This window comes from Streptomyces sp. NPDC102278 (assembly GCF_044766345.1).
Taxonomy (GTDB): Bacteria; Actinomycetota; Actinomycetes; order Streptomycetales; family Streptomycetaceae; genus Streptomyces.
This window is the reverse complement of the sequence record NZ_JBIWLV010000003.1, coordinates 15,856-35,249: the sequence shown is the minus strand read 5'-3', so window position 1 is coordinate 35,249 and position 19,394 is coordinate 15,856. Positions and strand designations below refer to the sequence as shown.

At 73.5% G+C, this 19,394-nt stretch carries 20 protein-coding genes; 6 read left to right on the top strand and 14 right to left on the bottom strand.

The window, feature by feature from the left end; genetic code table 11:
* Positions 1 to 287: 287 nt before the first annotated feature.
* Complete coding sequence (locus ACIRO3_RS09225) at positions 288 to 1,391, bottom strand: ROK family protein (protein WP_404134230.1); 1,104 nt, start codon at positions 1,389 to 1,391, stop codon at positions 288 to 290.
* A 49-nt stretch (positions 1,392 to 1,440) separates the two neighbouring features.
* Here ACIRO3_RS09225 and ACIRO3_RS09220 point away from each other — a divergent pair, with 49 nt between their 5' ends.
* Complete coding sequence (locus ACIRO3_RS09220; RefSeq protein WP_404134228.1) at positions 1,441 to 2,538, top strand: Gfo/Idh/MocA family oxidoreductase; 1,098 nt, start codon at positions 1,441 to 1,443, stop codon at positions 2,536 to 2,538.
* A 99-nt stretch (positions 2,539 to 2,637) separates the two neighbouring features.
* On the opposite strand, the gene ACIRO3_RS09215 is transcribed toward ACIRO3_RS09220, so the two are convergent.
* The 4 genes from ACIRO3_RS09215 to ACIRO3_RS09200 form a co-directional block, all read right to left on the bottom strand.
* Positions 2,638 to 3,495, bottom strand: a complete 858-nt coding sequence (locus ACIRO3_RS09215) for a fumarylacetoacetate hydrolase family protein (protein WP_361771661.1) — start codon at positions 3,493 to 3,495, stop codon at positions 2,638 to 2,640.
* A 121-nt stretch (positions 3,496 to 3,616) separates the two neighbouring features.
* Positions 3,617 to 4,396, bottom strand: a complete 780-nt coding sequence (locus ACIRO3_RS09210) for a YidC/Oxa1 family membrane protein insertase (protein WP_404134225.1) — start codon at positions 4,394 to 4,396, stop codon at positions 3,617 to 3,619.
* Between the two features lie 110 nt (positions 4,397 to 4,506).
* The gene (locus tag ACIRO3_RS09205; RefSeq protein WP_361771741.1) at positions 4,507 to 4,773 is read right to left on the bottom strand and encodes a DUF6412 domain-containing protein; all 267 of its coding nucleotides are present in this window, start codon (positions 4,771 to 4,773) and stop codon (positions 4,507 to 4,509) included.
* A 202-nt stretch (positions 4,774 to 4,975) separates the two neighbouring features.
* The gene (locus ACIRO3_RS09200) at positions 4,976 to 5,824 is read right to left on the bottom strand and encodes a class E sortase (RefSeq protein WP_404134222.1); all 849 of its coding nucleotides are present in this window, start codon (positions 5,822 to 5,824) and stop codon (positions 4,976 to 4,978) included.
* 47 nt (positions 5,825 to 5,871) lie between these two features.
* On the opposite strand from ACIRO3_RS09200, the gene ACIRO3_RS09195 reads away from it, so the two are divergent.
* Together ACIRO3_RS09195 and ACIRO3_RS09190 are read left to right on the top strand one after the other, a co-directional pair.
* On the top strand, positions 5,872 to 6,867 hold the full coding sequence (locus ACIRO3_RS09195) for an SEC-C domain-containing protein (protein WP_361771664.1): 996 nt from the start codon (positions 5,872 to 5,874) through the stop codon (positions 6,865 to 6,867).
* 64 nt (positions 6,868 to 6,931) lie between these two features.
* Positions 6,932 to 8,290: a DNA cytosine methyltransferase gene (locus ACIRO3_RS09190; protein ID WP_404134220.1), complete on the top strand. Its 1,359-nt coding sequence runs from the start codon at positions 6,932 to 6,934 to the stop codon at positions 8,288 to 8,290.
* A 7-nt stretch (positions 8,291 to 8,297) separates the two neighbouring features.
* On the opposite strand, the gene ACIRO3_RS09185 is transcribed toward ACIRO3_RS09190, so the two are convergent.
* The 3 genes from ACIRO3_RS09185 to ACIRO3_RS09175 are packed head-to-tail and all read right to left on the bottom strand — an operon-like array spanning position 8,298 to position 10,521.
* Positions 8,298 to 8,837 carry a very short patch repair endonuclease gene (locus ACIRO3_RS09185; protein WP_365997732.1) on the bottom strand — a complete coding sequence of 180 codons (540 nt, stop codon included), beginning with the start codon at positions 8,835 to 8,837 and terminating at the stop codon, positions 8,298 to 8,300.
* Between the two features lie 4 nt (positions 8,838 to 8,841).
* Positions 8,842 to 9,933 carry a hypothetical protein gene (locus ACIRO3_RS09180; RefSeq protein ID WP_404134217.1) on the bottom strand — a complete coding sequence of 364 codons (1,092 nt, stop codon included), beginning with the start codon at positions 9,931 to 9,933 and terminating at the stop codon, positions 8,842 to 8,844.
* Between the two features lie 51 nt (positions 9,934 to 9,984).
* Positions 9,985 to 10,521, bottom strand: a complete 537-nt coding sequence (locus ACIRO3_RS09175; RefSeq protein WP_361771668.1) for a GNAT family N-acetyltransferase — start codon at positions 10,519 to 10,521, stop codon at positions 9,985 to 9,987.
* Positions 10,522 to 10,771: 250 nt separating this feature from the next.
* Between ACIRO3_RS09175 and ACIRO3_RS09170 the strand changes: the two genes are divergently transcribed.
* Both ACIRO3_RS09170 and ACIRO3_RS09165 read left to right on the top strand, forming a co-directional pair.
* Positions 10,772 to 10,948: a hypothetical protein gene (locus tag ACIRO3_RS09170; RefSeq protein ID WP_365997729.1), complete on the top strand. Its 177-nt coding sequence runs from the start codon at positions 10,772 to 10,774 to the stop codon at positions 10,946 to 10,948.
* A gap of 104 nt (positions 10,949 to 11,052) precedes the next feature.
* Positions 11,053 to 11,352 (top strand): hypothetical protein, encoded by a 300-nt coding sequence (locus ACIRO3_RS09165; protein WP_361771670.1) that lies wholly within the window; start codon positions 11,053 to 11,055, stop codon positions 11,350 to 11,352.
* A gap of 76 nt (positions 11,353 to 11,428) precedes the next feature.
* On the opposite strand, the gene ACIRO3_RS09160 is transcribed toward ACIRO3_RS09165, so the two are convergent.
* From ACIRO3_RS09160 to ACIRO3_RS09140, 5 genes are all read right to left on the bottom strand, one after another.
* On the bottom strand, positions 11,429 to 12,802 hold the full coding sequence (locus ACIRO3_RS09160; protein ID WP_404134213.1) for a DUF445 domain-containing protein: 1,374 nt from the start codon (positions 12,800 to 12,802) through the stop codon (positions 11,429 to 11,431).
* A gap of 110 nt (positions 12,803 to 12,912) precedes the next feature.
* Positions 12,913 to 13,587, bottom strand: coding sequence for a DUF1707 domain-containing protein (locus tag ACIRO3_RS09155; RefSeq protein WP_404134211.1), 675 nt, complete (start codon positions 13,585 to 13,587; stop codon positions 12,913 to 12,915).
* Positions 13,588 to 13,663: 76 nt separating this feature from the next.
* Positions 13,664 to 14,635: an ATP-binding cassette domain-containing protein gene (locus tag ACIRO3_RS09150; protein WP_404134208.1), complete on the bottom strand. Its 972-nt coding sequence runs from the start codon at positions 14,633 to 14,635 to the stop codon at positions 13,664 to 13,666.
* 6 nt (positions 14,636 to 14,641) lie between these two features.
* Complete coding sequence (locus ACIRO3_RS09145) at positions 14,642 to 15,514, bottom strand: ABC transporter permease (protein WP_404134205.1); 873 nt, start codon at positions 15,512 to 15,514, stop codon at positions 14,642 to 14,644.
* Positions 15,507 to 16,322: an ABC transporter permease gene (locus ACIRO3_RS09140; protein ID WP_404134202.1), complete on the bottom strand. Its 816-nt coding sequence runs from the start codon at positions 16,320 to 16,322 to the stop codon at positions 15,507 to 15,509. Before ACIRO3_RS09140 ends, ACIRO3_RS09145 begins: the two co-directional genes overlap by 8 nt.
* Before the next feature lie 177 nt (positions 16,323 to 16,499).
* Between ACIRO3_RS09140 and ACIRO3_RS09135 the strand changes: the two genes are divergently transcribed.
* Positions 16,500 to 19,040, top strand: a complete 2,541-nt coding sequence (locus ACIRO3_RS09135) for a transglycosylase domain-containing protein (protein ID WP_404134199.1) — start codon at positions 16,500 to 16,502, stop codon at positions 19,038 to 19,040.
* 31 nt (positions 19,041 to 19,071) lie between these two features.
* On the opposite strand, the gene ACIRO3_RS09130 is transcribed toward ACIRO3_RS09135, so the two are convergent.
* On the bottom strand, positions 19,072 to 19,392 hold the full coding sequence (locus ACIRO3_RS09130) for a multidrug efflux SMR transporter (RefSeq protein WP_266947600.1): 321 nt from the start codon (positions 19,390 to 19,392) through the stop codon (positions 19,072 to 19,074).
* Between the last annotated feature and the right edge of the window lie 2 nt (positions 19,393 to 19,394).

Here is a 19,394-nt window from a genome sequence, read left to right as displayed (position 1 = left end):
GGACCAGGCGACAATCACTCCGGCCCTGCTCGCACCTTTCCACGCGCGCGAGACGCCGAGCGGGCCGCCGCGCCCGGTCCGTCCCGGTTTACGCCCGATCAGCCCACGAGGTCAACCCCTGCCCGTCTGAGGTCGACCCCTGCCCGTCCGGCCCCGCCGATCCGCCGACCGCGACACCGGCCCGCGGACCCCGGCCCAGCCGGCCACACCCGCCCTCACCGGCGGCCCACCGACCCCACCCCCACCGGCGACCCCACCGACCCCACCGACCCCGCCCTGCCCGGGCGTTACCGGCCCAGGCCCCGCCCGAAGAACGCCCCCAGCACCAGTTCCGCCGCGCCCTCCGCGACACCGCCCGCCGCCACCGCGACGACCGGTGCGGGGATCGCCTTCCGCGCGGCGAGCGCGGCCCGCACCCCCGCCAGGAACACCTGCGGGGCGCCTTCCACCACCCGCCCGCCGAGCAGCACCCGCTCCACGTCCAGCAGCGCCACCACGTTCGCGGCGCCCTCGCCCAGGATCCGCGCCGCCCCGGTGAGGTCGCCCCGGTCCACCGCGCCCAGACAGAGCGCCTCCACGCACCCCCGCCCCCCGCACCGGCAGCGCGGCCCATCCAGTTCCAGCACCTGGTGGCCGAACTCCCCGGCCGCCGAGCGCGCCCCCCGGTACACCTCGCCGGCCAGCCGCAGCCCCGCGCCCAGGCCGGTCCCGACGTGCAGGTACACCGAGCCGCCCGGGTCGGGGCCGGCCACGGCGACCCCGGCGTTGGTGTCCTTGTCCACCACCACCGGCAGGTCCGGCCCCAGCCGCTGCGCCAGCGCCGCCCGCAGCGCGAAACCCTCCCATTCGGGGAAGCCCGTCACCGGGCCGAACACGCCGGTGCGCCAGTCGAGCGGGCCCGGGGCGGCGACCCCCGCGCCGAGCAGCGGCGGCGCCCCGGCGTCATCGCGGAGGCCCGTGATCACCCGCGCCACCTCCTCCACCGCCGCCCGGGGTCCGGCCCCGAAGTCGAGGGGACCCTGCCGACGCTCGACGACGCCGCCCGCGAGGTCGACCCGTACGGCGCGCAGCTCGTCGCGGTCCAGGTGCACCCCGATGGCGTGCCGGGCCTCGGGGACCAGCCGCAGCAGGGTGCGCGGCTTGCCGCCGGTCGATGCGCCGCGCCCGGCCTCCGTGACCAGCGCGTCCGCGACCAGCCGTACGGTGATCTTGCTGACGGCCTGCGGGGTGAGGCCGGTGCGGGCGGCGAGTTCGGTGCGCCCGAGTCCGGCCGGTCCGGCCGCGCGCAACAGGTCCAGCAGCAGTGCCTCGTTGTGGCCGCGCAGCGCCGGCAGGTTGGCACCGCCCCGACTTCCGTCGTTGCCCTCATTGGGCTGATTGCCCCGGTTCACCCTGCCGACTCTCCTTGCACTTAGGCAACACTGTTGCCAAAGTATGCCCATGAACGCCACCTCCCCGCTCCGCGTCGGACTCATCGGCTACGGACTCGCCGGTTCCGTCTTCCACGCTCCGCTGGTGTCCGCCACCGAGGGGCTCGTCCTCGACACGGTCGTCACCTCCGACCCGGACCGCCAGGCCCAGGCCCGCGAGGCCCACCCGGGCGTCCGGATCGCGGAGTCCCCCGAAGCGCTCTGGTCCGACGGCGACGGCACCCAGCCCGTCGACCTGGTCGTGATCGCTGCCCCCAACAAGACGCACGTCCCGCTCGCCACGGCCGCCCTGACCGCCGGCGTCCCGGTGGTCGTGGACAAGCCGCTCGCCGCGACGGCGGCCGAGGCCCGCGAACTCGCCGCCCTCGCCGAGCGCACCGGCGTCTTCCTGTCCGTCTTCCAGAACCGCCGCTGGGACAACGACTTCCTCACCCTGCGCCGGCTCATCGCGGACGGCGAACTCGGCGAGGTGCAGCGCTTCGAGTCCCGGTTCGAGCGGTGGCGGCCGCAGCTCAAGGGCGGCTGGCGGGAGTCCGGCAAGCCCGAGGAGCTCGGCGGCCTGCTCTACGACCTCGGCAGCCACGTGGTCGACCAGGCGCTGGTGCTGTTCGGTCCGGCCGTGCGGGTCTACGCGGAAGCCGACGTGCGCCGCCCGGGCGCGGAGGCGGACGACGACACGTTCATCGCGATCACCCACGCGAGCGGGGTCCGCTCCCACCTGTACGTCAGCGCGACGACCGCGCAGCTGGGGCCCCGGTTCCGGGTCCTCGGCTCCCGCGCGGGCTACGTCAAGTACGGCCTCGACCCGCAGGAGGCCGCGCTGCGCGAGGGCCTGCGGCCGAGCACGGCGGAGGCCGTGCTGTGGGGCGAGGAGGAACCGCACCTGTGGGGCCGGCTGGGCTCCGGCGAATCCCCGCTGACCGGCGGCGGTATCCCGGTGCCGACGGAGCACGGCGACTACCCGGCGTACTACGCGGCGGTCGAGCGGGCCCTGCGCGCGGGCGGTCCCGCCCCGGTCACCGCCCGGGAGGCGGCCGACTGCCTGACGGTCCTGGAGGCGGCCCGCCGGTCGTCCGACGAGGGCGTGGCGGTGTCACTGGAGCAGTGACGTGCCTCTGAGGCAGTGACGGCGAAGGGGCGGGCCGCCCGATCGGCGACCCGCCCCTCCCCCCGTGTGCCCGACCGGCCGGGCCCTTGCGGAGACGACCTACGCGCCCTTGAACTCCTGGCGCTGCCGGCCGAGACCCTCGATCTCCAGCTCCACGACGTCGCCCGCCCGCAGGTACGGCTTCGGTTCCGGCTGGCCCATCGCCACGCCGGCCGGCGTGCCGGTGACGATGACGTCGCCGGGGTACAGCGTCATGAAGTGGCTCAGGTACCGCACGACCTCGCCGACGGGGAAGATCTGGTCCGCCGTGTTGCCGTCCTGCCGCAGGACGCCGTTGACCCACAGCCGCACGTCCAGCCGCTGCGGGTCGGCGACCTCGTCGGCCGTCACCAGCCAGGGGCCGAGCGGGGTGAAGGTCTCGCAGTTCTTGCCCTTGTCCCAGGTGCCGCCGCGCTCGATCTGGAACTCGCGCTCGGAGACGTCGTTCACCAGCGTGTACCCGCCGACGTGGGCCAGGCCCTCCTCGGCGGAGTCCAGGTAGCGGGCGGTGGCGCCGATGACGACGCCGAGCTCCGCCTCCCAGTCGGTCTTCACGCTGCCGCGCGGGATCAGCACCGTGTCGTCCGGGCCGACCGCTGTGTCCGCGGCCTTGAGGAACAGGATCGGCTCGGCCGGGGGCTCCGCGCCGACCTCGGTCGCGTGGGCGAAGTAGTTCAGCCCGATGCCCACGATCTTGCCGATGCGGCCGATCGGAGACCCGACGCGCAGCCCCTCGGCGGCGAGCACGGGCAGCTCCCCGGCGGTCGCCGCGTCCCGTACGCGGGACAGTACGGAGTCGTCGGCGAGCAGGGCGCCGTCCACATCCGTGATCAGGCCCGAGAGGTCCCGCAGGGTTCCGTCCTGGTCGAGCAGCGCGGGGCGCTCCGACCCGACCGGTCCGACACGCAGCAGCTTCATGGGCATTCTCCCGTGGTCGTGGGTGGTCGGCCCATGGGCGTGCCCGGGCCGGCCGATGGGTTGCGGCCATCGGAGGATTGGTCGATCCTCCAAGATGGATGACCGATCCGCAAGACCCTGTTCACAGACTGGAACGCTGCGCTCCGTCGCCCCGCCGTTCCTTGCGGTACTGGAGCCAGACGCGTTCGGCGACGGTCCACGCGGTGGTGGTCAGCAGGTACAGACCGGCCGCCAGCGGCACCACGGCGGCGGTGATCAACGTGCCGAAGGACAGCAGGGGCAGTACGCCGCCCAGCTTGCGCATCATCGCCTGCTGCTCGGCCGTGACCTGCGGCAGCGCGCCCGCGCCGACCGCCGCACCCCCCTTGGCGCCGGCCTTCCCGTGCGCACCGACCTTTGCCGCGGCTCCCTTGGCCGCAGCCCCCTTGGCCGCGGCGCCCTTCGCCGCGCCGACGGGCAGGGCGATCGGGACCGGCGGCGCGGCCGCGGCGGCCCGCCGCCCCCGGACCGCGCTCCAGGCGGCCACCACCGCGATCGCCGCGAACAGCCCGAGGAACACCAGCCCCGACGCCCCGAACACGCCGCCCTCGCCGAGGGCGTCGCTCCAGCGGTCCCCGAGCGGCGCGGCGAAGAGGCGGTGGCCGAGCAGTTCGTTGGCCGCCCCGCTCACCTCGGCCGAGGAGAAGGCCTGGTACATCACGAAGAACACCGGCAGTTGCAGCAGCATCGGCAGGCAGCCGGCCATCGGGGTCGCGCCCCGGAAGGCGGCCCGGCTGAGCGGGTGCAGGGCGAGCCGGACGAGCACGGTGAACAGCACGATCGCGGCAGCGGTCGCGGACTCGGCCAGCACCGGCTCCAAGAGCCGGCCCAGCTGGGCAACAAGATGAGTGAAAACGGACACGCGGGCCCTCCGAAGGGTCTCGTCGAACGTCGAAAGAGATGCTTTTCGGCGTGACGACCCGCGAGGGGCACAGCAGTGATCAGTGGTGGGACAAGGCGATCTGCGCGCCCCTACGCGGCCGTCGGGACGAGGCGGCCGGGTGCCCTGGGCCGCGACCGGCCGGAGGCGTCGGGATCGCGTTGCGGCAGGAACGCCGTACGGTGCTCGCGATCGCGGATGGCGGTGCGTATGCGATGGGGCGGCACGGGCCGCACGAGGCCGGCGGCCCGGGCAGCGGCGCCCACGGCCACGGCGGCGGCGAGCGCGACCACGGCCGCGGCCAGGCCGTTCTCCCCGAGCAGCAGTCCGAGGAACCCGCCGAGCAGCAGCAGGGTCATCACCAGCTGCGATCCCCGTGAGAAGACCACGCAGGACAGGAGGGCGGAGAGGCGCGCGCCGGAGCGACCGGTGGAACGACCGACGGGTCGTCCGGTCATGTGGACCGCCTCCTCTCACTAACTCGCGTACGAGACCTGCTGCTCGCCCCGATGATAACCGCCCCTACCGACAACGGTCCCGGCTCCGGGCCCCCGATCTCCCTCAGCTCCGCAGGGTCCCCCACACCACCAGCCGGTACCTGGACGTGTACTCGGGCGTGCAGGTCGTCAGGGTGATGTAGGAACCCGGCTCGCCGTAACCCTGATCGGGCCCGACCACGCTGTGGGGCACGGGCGCGATCACCCCGGTGTCCCGCTCGGTGGTCTGCGCCAGGACCTTCCCCACGACGTACGTGTACCGCTCGCCCCGCACGTCGACGATCAGTTCGTCCCCCGCGCGCAGCCGGTTGATGTACCGGAAGGGCTCGCCGTGGGTGTTCCGGTGCCCGGCCAGCGCGAAGTTCCCGCGCGCGCCGGGCGCTGCGGTGCCGGGGTAGTGCCCGGCGTACCCCTTGTCCAGGACGGCCCGTTTGTCGATCCCCCGCGCGACGGGCACCACGAGGCCCAGGCGCGGGATGCGCAGGATCGCGTACGACCGCTCCCGCGCCGGCGGCTCGCCGGCGCGGCCGGGGGCGCCGGCCGAGGAGGACCCGCCGGAACCGGGACCGGCCCCGGCGCCCGCGCCCGACCCCGGGTCGACCCGAGGCTCCGGGCCGTCGTCGGGGGTCGGCGCCGTCCCCCCGCCCGAGGGCGACGGGTCGGGGGCGGGGGCCGGGCGCCGGGGCGGTTCCTCGGCCCAGGACCGTTCCAGGGCGTGGACCTCGTCGCGTGCGGAGGCGAGGGCCTGCCGGTTGGTCCACCACACCTGGTGCACCACCAGCAACAACACCACCACGCCGGCCGTGACGGTCAGCTCGGCGGCCGCCCACAGCGTCCCCGCGAGACCGGCCCGACGCCCCCGCCGGCCGCTCCCCTGCACCACCACAGGTATGTGATCCCGCACGGGCGGCACCCTAAGTCCTCCCCCGTCAACTGACCATGGCCAGTACGGTGTGAACCATGCGCCCCGACACGCCTGCCGAGCACATCGCCGAAGCCGAGCGCCTCATCCGCACGGCGACCCGCTACCCCGAGGACCAGGAGCCCTTGCTCCTCCAGGCCGCGGCCCACCTCGAACTGGCCGACGCACGCGACCGGGCGAGCACGCTCTACGACCAACTCCTCGCCGGCGAGCCGGCCAACCCGCACCTCGTCAAGGCCCTCCAGGCCGCGAACCTGTGGGAGTACGGTCACGAGGCCGAGGCTCGCGCCCTGATCCAGGGCATCCGTACCGCCGCGCCGGTCGATCCGGCCCCCTGGGAGGTGATCGCCGAAGCCCTGGAGGCCCACGACGAGTTGACCGCCTCGGAGGAGTGCTTCACCGAGGCCGCGAACCTCCTCATTCCGGACAACACCCCCCTGACCCGGGCCACTGCCGCCCTCATCACCGGCCGGCACCGGGTCCGCCGTCTCCTCGGGGTTCCGCACGACGACTGGGACATGGTCGCCGACACCCGCCACATCGGGCCGATCCCGCTGGACGAGCTCCACGACCCGAAGCGGATCTGGGCCCTGGGCTCCGACGACCCGGCCGAGCTCCGCGCCGAGATCGCCCGTCTGCGGGCCGAACTGGGCGACCGGCGGGCCGCCCTCTCCCGCCCCTTCCCGGTGGCCATCCTGCACTGGCCCCAGCGGGAACTGGCCGAACTCCTGACCAGCTATCCGACCCTCGCCGCCGAGTACCCCTCGCACGAGGCCCACCTGCGGGACATCGAGGCCTCCCTGCGCGCCCTGGCCGCCTCGGGGACCACCAACCTGGGGATCGTCACCGCGAGCGTGCCCGCGTTCGAGGCCTTCGCGGCCTCGGAGAAGACCTCCCCGGCCTCCCCGAGCCTGCTCGCGGAGTTCGCCACCACCCTCGCCGCCCGCGGCAAGGCCACCTCGTGGCCGCCGGCCCGGACGGACTCCTGCTGGTGCGCCTCGGGCAAGCCGTACGCTGAGTGCCACGGCGAATAGGCCCCCGGGCGGGGGCCGCCGGAGGGGCCTTCGAGGCGATGCCCCCCGACTACACTTGCCCCCCATGACCAGAAAGCAGCCCCAGCCGTCCCGGCCTGGCCAGATCCGGGTCATGGACCTCTTCGCCGGGGCGGGCGGCTTTTCTGCTGGTTTCTCGCACTACACCCCGCGATCGGGCGTGAACCCGTTCACCTCGGTGGCGGCGGTCGAGTTCGACCCCGCGGCGGCGTCCACGTACGCGGCGAACTTCGGCGGGGCGCACGTCTACCCCGGCGACATCGCCGGCTTCGACCCCACGCCGTTCAAGGGCGAGGTCGACGTGATCATGGGCGGCCCGCCGTGCCAGGGGTTCTCCGGACTGGGCAAGCAGAACCCGGACGACCCCCGCAACGAGCTGTGGCAGGAATACGTCCGGGTCGTGGCCAGGGTCCACCCCAAGGTCTTCGTGATCGAGAACGTCGACCGGTTCCTGAAGTCCCCCCAGTTCGAGGACCTGCGGACGGCCTCTCAGACGCCGGGGCACCCCCTGTACGACTACACCGTGGTGCCCGCGCTGCTCAACGCCGCCGACTACGGCGTGCCGCAGGCCCGCCGGCGCGTGATCGTCATCTGCACCCGCAAGGACCTGGGCGAGGTGCTGCGGCACCCCGAACCCACGCACGCGAAGCACGGCCACACGGACGGGCCCGACACGGACGGGGCCGACACCGCCTCCGGCTTCCCGCGAGGCGACGGCACCGGCGACCGCACCGGCACCGGCACCGACCCGAAGCGGCAGACGTCCCTGTTCGACGCCCCGCCCACGTTGCCGCGCTGGGAGCCGGTCTCGACGGTCTTCGAGAGGTCGGCGAAGCGGCCCCTCCTCGACCGGATGCCGGATCCGCGCGGCGGCGAGCCCGCCCTCGTGAACGGCGTGCAGGGCCACCACCTCACCACCGACCTGCACTTCGGCCGCAGCCCGGAAGACCTCTCGCGCGCGAGGTACAAGGCGATCCCCGAGAACGGCAACCGCAAGGACCTCCGGGGCGTCCACTACCGCCTCGACCGGTCGGGGAACATCCGCCTGTCCACCGAGGGGCCGGACTACAAGCGCCTCAAGGGGCCCGAGTTCTACCTCTCCACGGAGAGCTGGGACAACCACAACTCGGGTTCGGGGGACGTGATGGGGCGCCTGCGGGCGCACACGCCGTCGGTGACCATCCGTACCGAGTTCTACAAGCCCGAGAAGGGCCGGTACCTCCACCCCACCGCGGATCGCCCCATCACCCACTACGAGGCCGCCCTCATCCAGGGGTTCCCCGAGGACTTCAAGTGGTACGGGACGAAGATCCAGATCGCCCGTCAGATCGGCAACGCCGTCCCCGTCGGTCTCGGCACGGCGCTGGCCGAGGCCATCCACACCTTCCTCGCCCGCCACATGTGACCTGAGGTCACCCGGCCGACGGCCCGCCGTCCTCGGCAGGAGCCTCACCGGCAACGGTACGGACACCGCCGGCGACCGGGCGGGCGACCGCGGCGCGGGCGGCGGTACGGGCGACGGCGCGGGCGGTGCGTTCCGCCCTCCGGCGCGCCACCACCTCGGCGACCCGGACCGCCGATTCGGCCGGCGGCTCGTGTTCCCACACCCGTACGGCCAGCCAGCCCGCCTCCGCGAGCCGCGCGTCGGTGTCCCGGTCCCGGGCCCGGTTGCCCTCGATCTTCGCCCGCCAGAAGTCCGCGTTGCGCCGGGGCCAGGTCGCGTGCTCCGGACAGCCGTGCCAGAAGCAGCCGTCCACGAAGACCGCGACCCGCGCCGGACCGAAGACGATGTCGGCCTCCCTGCGCACTCCCTTCACGGGGCGGCCGTGGACGCGGAACCGCAGCCCCGAGGCGTGCAGGGCCTTCCGCAGGGCCACCTCGATCTTGGTGTCCTTGCTCTTCTGCCGGCTCATGCGAGCGCGGACGTCGGGAGTGCTCTCCAGGGCTTCCACCCCTTCATTGTGGTGCCACGGGCAGCGCCAACTGGACGTGGCCCCGGGCCACGACCCTCGGTCGCCCGGGGCGCGGCCCGCCACCCAGCGCGAGCAGGACGCGCAGGGCCGCCAGGACCTCCGCCGGGGTGTCGCGCACCATCGCCGGGGTCGCGCTGACCACCAGGACGCCGTGGGCCTCCAGGCGCAGTCGGCGCCGGAGGGTGGCGTGCCAGGCGTCGCGGGTGAAGTGGTACTCGACCGAGTCGATCTCCAGGGCCACGCCCTCGTCGGGCCAGTAGGCGTCCGGGGAGGCCAAAAAGGCGCCCCCGGGCGTGTGGAGACGGGCGTTCCACAGGGGGGTGGGCAGGTCACCGGCGGTCAGGGCCTCGCAGGCCAGGGCCTCGGCGACCGAGCGGACGCCCACCAGGAGTTCCGACGCGGCCCCCCGGACGGCCGGGCGGGCCAACAGGCGGGCGGAGCGGAGTTCGGCGTGCAGGTCCTGCGGGTGGCACCAGCCGACCTGGACGACCTGGGCCAGGACGGTGCGGATGAGGTCGGGGTCCGCGGCGCGGGCCGCGAAGTCGGCCGCGGCACGCACCGGGCGGGTGCTCGGCACCCCGTGGACGGCGATGGTGCGCGGCCACCGGCGGGTGGGGACCGGACGGACGCCGGCCGCGGCGGCGACCCGGCGCGGGGCCCGGATCAGGACGTCGGCCGGGGTGTCGGGGGCGTCGCGGACGCCGAGGAGGGCGAGGGCGGCGCCGCCGGTGAGGGCGGCGGTGTCCCCCGTGAGCGGGTCGGCGGCGGGTTCGGCGGCGTACATCACGGCGGCGAGGGCGCGTTGCCGTTGGTCCGGGGGGCCGGTCTGGAGCAAGTGGACGCGGGGCAGCAGCCGCTGCCAGGGGCCGCCCGGCCGGCTCCGGGAGGTGATCGTCCCGGAGGGGACGCCGGCGGCGAGGAGCTGCCGGCGGGTGGCCAGGTCGTACCGGTGCCGGGTGGGCCGGGGCGTGCCGGCCCCCTTCGTCGGGCGGGCCGGGCGTGCCGGCCGGGGCGGGCGGCTCGGTTCGGTCGGTCGGATCGGCCGGTTCGGGCGGGTCCGCTGCGTGGTGGTCATGGCGCGGACCTGCCCGGTGGCGGTGCGGCCCACCCCCGGGCGGGGCCGGGATCAGCGGTTCGGGTGGTCCGGGGCCAGGAAGACGACGACGCCGGTCTCGGTGCCGGGGAGCGCGGTGACCTCGTGCCAGCCCAGGCGCCGGTACGTGGCCACGGTGTCGCGGGCCAGTCGGGAGGTCAGCAGCCAGGCGCGCCGGTCGGGGGCGTCGGCGGTGATCTCGGTGAGCAGGTCGCGGGCGGTGCCGCGCCCGCGCGCGTAGGGGCGCACGGCGAGTTCGTCTATCTCCAGCGCGCCGGTGAGGAGTTCCTTCACCCGGGCCGGTCCGAGCTGGGCGGCGACCTGGGCGTACGCGCGGTTCTTGGGGAAGACGGTCGGGGTGAGCCAGCCGGTGGCGAAGCCGTCGATGCCGGTCGCGGACTGGGCGAGGGCGGTACGGAAGCCACGGCGCCGGGCGTCCGCCGGGAGGCGGGCCGCGAACAGGCGAATGGTTTCTTCATCCTCGTTCCACGGTGGGGCGGAGAAGACGTCGGCGTAGGCGTCGACCAGTTCGTCCGCGAGGTCGAGGACGGCCTGTCCGTAGCAGATCACGATGTCCGGGCTCCTGATGTCGAGGTGGGGCGGTGGGGGTGGCGGTTCCCGCGGACGGGAACCGGGGGGCGTGGTGGCCCGAGGGCCGTGGTGACCCGAGGGCCGTGGTGGGGAATTTCCCGTTTGTCTTGGGAGAGCGAATTTATGCGCTTCGGGTTGCCGGGACGGGCATCACGCGGATCAGGAGAGTGTGCGACAAATCCCCTCCCCGGTCTGCGTGTCGGGAAACCGGACGGCGCGTTGTCCAGCCGTGGACAGACTGTTGCGTGCGGTCGGCGGGTGCGTTCTCGCCTTCCTCCTCGTGCTCGGGTGCGTGGCCCTGCTGCCGCGTGCGGTGCAGGCCGCGGTGCCGGACTCGGTGATCGGCGGGATCGTGATGGTGTGCGGGGCGCTGGGTGCCCGTCGGATGGCCCGGCGCTCGCGTTAGCCTCGTGGGAACAGCCGTACCCACGGACCGCCGGGCCGCCGGACTGCCGGAGCACCGGGCCGTGCGGGGCGGCCACGTCAGAACGCGCAGAGGGAGTGGGACACATGGAGCGGGTACCGACCTCGTTGGTGGCGGCGGCCGGGCTGGTGGGCGGCTACGCCGTCGCCCGGTGGACCGGGAAGCGCCCCCTGGGCGGGGTCGTCCTCGGCGCCGCCGGCATCGCCGCCGGCCGTGAGTGGCACCGCCGGGCCGGCGCGCCCGCCGCGGCCGGACTCGGCGCACTGTACGTGGCCGGCTTCGCGGGCGCCCACCCCCTGGCCCGGAAGGTCGGCGCCTGGCCGGCCGTCGTCGGCGCGGCGGGCGTGGTCGCGGCCGCCGCCTGGGCCGTGGCCGACCGGGGCTGACCCGGCCCGGCGGGCCCCGGCTCCGTTCGGGGTGCGGGGCCCGCGGCCGGGCCGGGTGTCACCGCGACGACAGGGCCTACGCCCCGAACGCCTTCGACACCGAGTAGATGAGCAGTCCCGCCAACGCGCCCACGACGGTGCCGTTGATCCGGATGAACTGCAGGTCCCGACCGATGTGCGCCTCGATCTTCCGCGAGGTGTGCTCCGCGTCCCACCCCGCCACCGTGTCGGTGATCAGCGAGGTGATCTCGGCCCGGTAGGTGGTGACCACGTACACCACCGCGCCCTCGATCCAGCCCTCCAGCTTGCCCTGGAGCCTGCCGTCCGTGGCCAGTCGCGCGCCCAGGGACATCAGGGAGGACCGCACCCGCAGGCGCAGTTCGCTCTGCTCGTCCTCCGCCGCGGAGAGGATCATCGACCGGATCGCGGTCCAGGCGGAGGCGATCACGTCCTGTACCTCGCCCCGGGCCAGGATCTCGTTCTTGAGGCGCTCGACCCGCGCCCGGGTGTCGGTGTCCGATTGCAGATCGGTCGCGAAGTCCTTCAGGAACCGGTCCACGGCGGCCCGCGCCGGGTGCTCGGGCATGTCGCGCATCTCGGTGACGAAGCGCAGCAGTTCCTTGTACACCCGGTCGCCGATCTTGCGGTCGACGAACCGGGGGGTCCAGCCGGGGGCGCCGCCCTGCACCGCGTCCATGACCGAGTCCCCGTGCAGCACGAGCCAGTCGTGCGCCTTGACGCAGATCAGGTCGACGCCGCGGTGGTGCCCACCGTCCGCGACGACCCGCTCCAGCGTCTTGCCGATGCCGGGAGCGATCTCGGCGGACTCGGCCCGTCTGGTGATCGCCTCGCCGACGACGGCCTGGACGTCGGCGTCGCGCAGGACGGTCAGGGCCCCGCGCAGTGCGGTGGCCAACTCGGCCGTGACCCGGTCGGCGTGGGCGGGCTCCGCCAGCCAGGACCCGAGCCGGCCGCCGATGCCGAGCGCGCCGAGGCGGGCCCGCACCACTTCCGCGGAGAGGAAGTTCTCCCCGACGAACTCCCCGAGGGAGACGCCGAGCTGGTCCTTCTTCGTCGGGATGATCGCGGTGTGCGGGATGGGCAGGCCCAGCGGCCGCCGGAACAGCGCGGTGACCGCGAACCAGTCGGCGAGCGCGCCGACCATGCCCGCCTCGGCCGCCGCCGCGACGTACCCGGCCCAGCCGCCCGCACCCCTGTGCTCGGCCCACGTGGCGAGCACGTAGACCAGCGCCACCAGGATCAGCAGACCGGTGGCGGTGGTCTTCATCCGGCGTACGCCCCGCTGCCGCTCCTCGTCCGCCGCGTTGAACACGAACGTGCCTCGGGCGGGTGGTACGGCCGGGGCGGCGGCCCCGACGTGCGCCTTGTCGCGGTTGTCCACGTCTTCCACGTGCTCCTGCCTTCCCCCGGTGGCCGGTTTTGTCTGCATAGCATCCGACTCCCGGGAGGCCCGAGGAGTTCCCGGCGCGCCGTACCGGTCCCCCCGAGGGACGACCGTCGGCGATCCGGGCGAACGCCCCCCGACCCGCGGCGTCCGCCCTACAGCTCCTTGCGGGGCTTCCCGCCGCGCGCCTGCTTCGGCTGCTTCGGCGGTTTGACCTTGACCTGGACTCCGCCCCAGAAGGCGAGGCCCGTCACGACCACCCGCGGAGCGCCCGGTTCCACGGGATCCGAGGTGAGCCGCTGGTCGAAGGCTCCCATCACCCCGATGCCCCGTACGTCCACCTCCACGCCCGGCGGCACGGTGATCTCGATGCCACCCATGACGGCCAGGCAGGTGATCACCACCTCGCGCTGCGCGAAGTTCGCCTCCCGCAGGTCCAGCTCGCCGCCGCCCCAGAACGCCACCGCGTTGAAGCGCGCGGGCACCGTCCAGTACCCCTTGCGCTGGAATCCCGACATCACGGCGACGGCTGTCGCGGAGGTGCCCGAGCCGCCGATCCGCGCGGGCCAGGCGACACCGGAGCCGGCGGGCGCGGGCTGCCCGGACGCCAGGGGGGCCGCGGCTCCCGGCTCCGCGGGCAGGTCGCGCGTCAGCGGTTCCAACTCTCCGTACGTGCGGGACGTGTACGCGACCTCCAGCCTCTCCTCGAACTCCTCCATGTCCAGCCGGCCCTCGGCGACGGCGTCCCGCAGACGCTCCACCACCCGGTCCCGGTCGGCATCGGACGCCCTCAGTTCCGGCAACGGCCTTTCCGGCCGATCGTCACTCATGTGGCCCAGCCTATGCAGTGATCCCGGCGAGGTGTACGGCCCGAGGAGGCCGCCCGACCCGGGCTTCACCCCGAGTTCACCCCCGCCCCGCGTACATCCGCGCGATCACGTCCTCGATGTCGGGCTCCCGTACCGACAGGTCCACCAGTGGGTACTGCGCCGCCACCGCGGCCACCAGCGGCGCCGCCGACGCACGCGCCGGGAACGCCAGCCACTGCCGGGGCCCGTCCACCCGCACCACCCGCGCCCCGACCACCTCGATCGGCGGGACCTCCCGCTCCAGGTCCACCACGAGCGTCCGCTCGCCCTCGCCGCCGGCCACCGAGGTGTGCAACCCGCCGAGCGGGCCGTCGTACATCAACCGCCCGTGGTCGATCACCATCACCCGCTCGCAGAGCTGCTCGATGTCCTGCAGGTCGTGCGTGGTCAGCAGGACCGTCGTGCCGAGTTCCTCGTTCAACTGCCGCAGGAAACCGCGCACCTTCGCCTTGCTCACCACGTCGAGGCCGATCGTCGGCTCGTCCAGGTACAGCACGTCCGGATCGTGCAGCAGCGCCGCCGCGATGTCGCCGCGCATCCGTTGCCCCAAGGACAGTTGGCGTACCGGTACGTCGAGCAGCTCGGCCAGGTCCAAGCGGTCCACGCAGCGTTCCAGGTTCTCCTTGAACCGCCCCGGCGGGATCCGGTACATCCGCCGCATCAGCCCGTACGAGTCCTTCAGCGGCAGGTCCCACCAGAGGGTGGTGCGCTGCCCGAACACCACGCCGATCCGGTGCGCGAGCCGCATCCGCTCCCGCGCCGGGTCGATGCCGGCCACACGCAGCCGGCCCGCGCTCGGGGTGAGGATCCCCGTCAGCATCTTGATCGTGGTGGACTTGCCGGCGCCGTTCGGCCCGATGTAGCCGACCACCTCGCCCCGGGCGACCTCGAAGCTGATCCCGTCCACGGCCCTGACCCGACGTTTCTCCCGACGCACCAGGCCCACGCGGCGCCGTACGTCGAAGACCTTCTCGACCCCGTCCAGCGAGATCAACGTGTCCGTTGCCATCCCTGCTCAACTCCCCGTGCTGCGGTACGAACGAACTCCCGCGCGCCACGCCAGCGACGCGGGCAGGAACACCACGAAGGCCACCAGGGGACTCAGGTACGCCGCCCATCCCGGCAGGCCCAGCGGATCGGGCCGCCCCAGCACGTGCAGCGCGGGCAGCCAGTTGACGAAGGCCAGCGGCACGATGAAGGTCACCCCGCGCAGCAGGTCCTTCGCGAAGACGGTCGGCGGGTACTGGAGCATCGTGCAGCCGCCGTACGTGAAGGAGTTCTGCACCTCCGCCGCGTCCCCCGCGACGAACTGGAACGCCGCCCCGGCCACCATCACCGCCCCGAAGATCGCCGCACCGGCCGTGATCATCACCGGTACCAGCAGCACCTTCCCGGGCGTCCACGTCACCTGGGGGCCCAGTGTCCACAGCGCCCAGGTCAGCACGCCCAGCCCCTGGGCGATCCGCCCCACCCGTCGCAACGCGAACCGGTCCGCCGCCACCTGCGCGAGCACCGGCACCGGCCGGACCAGCATCGTGTCGAGCGAGCCGTCCCGGATCCGGACGCCGATCCGGTCGGTGTTGCCCAACAGCAGGTCCGCCAGGCCCAGCGAGGCCGAGCAGGAGCCGTACAGCAGGGCGATCTCGGGCAGGGTGAAGCCGCCCAGCTCGTCCACGTGCGAGAACATGATGTAGATCCCCACGAAGTCGAGCAGGGTGATCGCCGCGTTCCCGAAGGTGGACAGCAGGAAGGACGTCCGGTACGTCATCGTCGACCGGATCCACATCGCCGCGATCAGCCCGTAGCCGCGCAGCCCCTCCCGCACGCGTCCGCGCCCGGGGACCTCCCGCGCCCCGACCGGCGGCCGCTCCAGCGTCGCCTCAGCCACCCTGGACCACCACCTTGCGCGTCGCCGCGGCCTGGACCAGTCGTCCGAGCCCGAGCAGGACGACCGCCCAGAACACCTGGAACGCCAACGCCCCGGCGGCGTCGCCGGCCCCGGAGTGCTTGCCCATCAGCACGTCCATCGGCACCTGGAGCATCGCCGCCCACGGCAGGGCCCGGACGAACTCCCCGAAGGCGCCCGGGAAGACCGTCAGCGGCAGCAGCATCCCCGAGCAGAAGATCGACACGACCGTCGCCATCATGTTGATCCCGGTCCCGTCCATCAGCCAGAAGGCTGCCAGCCCGAGCAGGTAGCGCACCCCGAAGCCGACCACCAGCCCGAGCGTCACGGACACCAGGATGAGCAGCCAGCGCCACGGGTCGGTCGGCAGCGCCAGCCGGAACGCGAGCGCGCCGGCCACGATCGGCAGCACCCCGCGCCCCAGCAGTTGGAAGGCGGCCCGGCCCAGGTCGGAGGCGAGCCACCACATCTGGAGGTCCGCCGGGCGGTACAGGTCCACGGCGATGTCCCCCGTGCGGACCCGCTCCTGGATCTCCTCCTGGAACCCGCCCCCGATGAGCGCGCCGGCCGCCAGCAGCGACTGGCTGACCCAGACGAACGTGAGGGCCTCGGCCTGGTCGTACCCGCCGAGGCCGGGGCGCTCGTCCCAGAGCGCGATGTATGTGTACGCGACGATGAAACCGAACACGGTGTTGGTGAACACACCGGCGGCGGTCGCCGTCCCGTAGGTGGCGTAGCGCCGGAATCCGCCGGCCGCGACGGCCGTGTAGAGAGCAGCTCTCTGACGCACCGTATCCCTCCGTTTCCCACGTCGTTCCTGTGTCGGCCAAAGCGCGCGAGCTTAGTGCGGAGGGGCGATCCACGCGACCGTTTTATGCCCGTCCGACGCGGAATCACCGGCCATCGGGTAGACACCATGAGGGACAGATGTGGACATTTGGCAAGGCGGCCGCGAGGAGCCCAGGAGATGAGCGACCAGTCACCACCCCCGGGCTGGACTCCTCGCGACCCGGACTCCCCCGACGAACCACCACCGACGCCGAGCATCGGACGCGGCCCCGGGAGCACGCACCGGGACGGGGACGGTGCCGCGAACACCGCCGGGAACGCGGCCGTGAACACCGGCCCGCAGTCGGCCAAGTCCGGACGCGGGCGCACCGGTTGGCGCCGGATCGTCCCCACCTGGCGCATGCTCCTGGGCGGGATCCTGCTGCTCGCCCTGTTGGTCGGCGGGGCCCTGATCGCCGGCTACCTGCTGGTCCACATCCCGCCCGCCAACGCCGCCGCCACCGCCCAGTCCAACGTCTACCTCTACGCCGACGGCTCCCCGCTCGCCCGTGACGGCGAGGTCGACCGGGTCAACGTCGCGCTCTCCCAGATCCCGCGCACGGTCCAGGAGACCGTACTGGCCGCCGAGGACCGGGACTTCTACTCCGAACGGGCGGTGGACCCCAAGGCGATGCTCCGCGCCGCCTGGAACACGCTCACCGGCAAGGGCAGGCAGTCCGGCTCGACCATCACCCAGCAGTACGTCAAGAACTACTACCTGGGCCAGGAACAGACGGTGAAGCGGAAGGCCAAGGAGTTCTTCATCGCGATCAAACTCGGGCGCGAGAAGTCGAAGGACTACATCCTGGAGGGCTACCTGAACTCCAGTTACTTCGGCCGCAACGCCTACGGCGTCCAGGCCGCAGCCCAGGCCTACTACGGCAAGGACGTGACCGCCCTCGGCACCGCCGAGGGCGCCTACCTCGCCACCCTTCTCAACTCCCCGAGCGCCTTCGACGTCGTCGCCCACCCGCAGAGCCGCGGCCGGGCCGTCGCCCGCTGGAACTACGTCCTGGACGGCATGGTGAAGAAGGGCTGGATGACCCCGGCCGAACGCGCGGCGGCCCGGTTCCCCGAACCCGGCAAGCTCCGGCCGGCGGCGGGGCTCTCCGGGCAGCGCGGCTACCTCGTGGAGGCCGTCAAGGACTACGTCGTCGATCGCGGGATCCTCGACGACAAGACCCTCGCCGAGGGGGGTTACCGGATCACCACGACCATCGACAGGCGCCGCCAGAACGCCTTCGTCGCCGCCGTCGACGGCGAGCTGGTCGCCAAACTCGACCCGAAGGCGCGCAAGGCCGACCGCGTCGTGCGGGCCGGCGGGGTCTCCATCGACCCGGCCACCGGCAAGGTCGTCGCCCTGTACGGCGGCATCGACTACACCCGGCAGTACGTGAACAACGCGACCCGGCACGACCACCAGGTGGCCTCCACCTTCAAGCCGTTCGTGTTCGCGGCCGCCGTCGAGAACGGCTCCCGCACCCAGGACGGCCGTCCCATCACCCCGAACACCCTGTACAACGGCGACGACAAGCGCCGCGTCGTGGGCACCAGGCTGGTCTACGCACCCGAGAACGAGGGGCGGTTGTCGTACGGGAACATCACCGTGAACACCGCCACCGACCTCTCCGTGAACACCGTCTTCGCGCAGATGGTCGTCGACGTCGGCACCGACAAGGTCAAGGAGACCGCGGTCGCCCTCGGCATCCCCGCGGACACCCCGAACTGGGATCCCGGACCGGCGATGGCGCTCGGCACCATCCAGGCCAGCGTCCTCGACATGACCCAGGCCTACGCGACGCTCGCGGACCACGGCCGCCGCACCCCGTACACCTTCCTGGAGAAGATCAGCAAGGGCGGCGACGCCGTCCGCCTGCCCGACCGCACCCCACAGCAGGCCGTCAGCCGCGAATCGGCCGACACCACCACCTCGATGCTGGTCAGCGTGGTGGACAACGGCACGGGAACGGCGGCCCTCGCCGCCGGCCGGCCGGCGGCCGGCAAGACCGGCACCGCCGAACTGGACCGCGCCGCGTGGTTCGCCGCGTACACCCCGGACCTGGTCACGGTGGTGTCGATGATGGGCCAGGACCCCGACACGGGCAGGCTGGAGTCCCTGTACGGGGCCCTCGGCGAGAACCGCATCGGCGGCGGCGGGTACCCGGCGCGCATCTGGGCGGCGTACACGAAGACGGCCCTGGAGACCACGGACCCCGTCGACTTCGACCTCGAACTCCAGGAGGGCGCGGCCCCACCCCCCGCGCCGGACGTCGAGCCGGGCCGCCCGCAGCCCCCGGGTAGCCGGACCCCCGTGGCGCCCGTACCGCCGAGCCGGCCCGCCCGGCCGACCGACGGCGGGGACCGGGGCGGCCGGGACCAGGGGCAGACGCAGGGACAGGGGCGGAACGAGGGCCAGGGCCGCGACCAGGGACAGACCAACGGGGGCCGGAACACGGGCGGCGACACCAACGGCGGACAGACCACCGGGGGCGACACCCAGGGCGGCCAGACCAACGGCGGACAGGACACCGCGGGCCAGACCACCGGGGGCGACACCGCCGGCGGCCCGACCCGGGGCGGCCAGAGCACCGGGGGCGACACCCGGGGCGATCAGACCCCGGGCGGCCCGAGTCAGGGCGGGACCCTCCGGGGCCGCCCCCCGGCGGACTATCTGGAATGACGCCCGCGGCGGGGCGGCGTCCGGTCGGCGGTCAGTGACCGGACGTCGCCTTCAGGCCGACCACGGCGACCAACAGCAGGCAGATGAAGAAGATCCGGGCGGCGGTGACGGGCTCGCCCAGCACCGCCATGCCCAGCACCGCGGCGCCGGCCGCGCCGATGCCCACCCAGACCCCGTAGGCCGTGCCGATGGGCAGGGTCTTGGCGGCGTAGGACAACAGCACCATGCTGGCGACGATCCCGGCGCCCGTGAACACACTCGGCCACAGCCGGGTGAATCCCTCGGTGAACTTCATGCCGATCGACCAGCCGACTTCGAGCAGACCGGCGACGATGAGCAGAACCCAGGCCATGA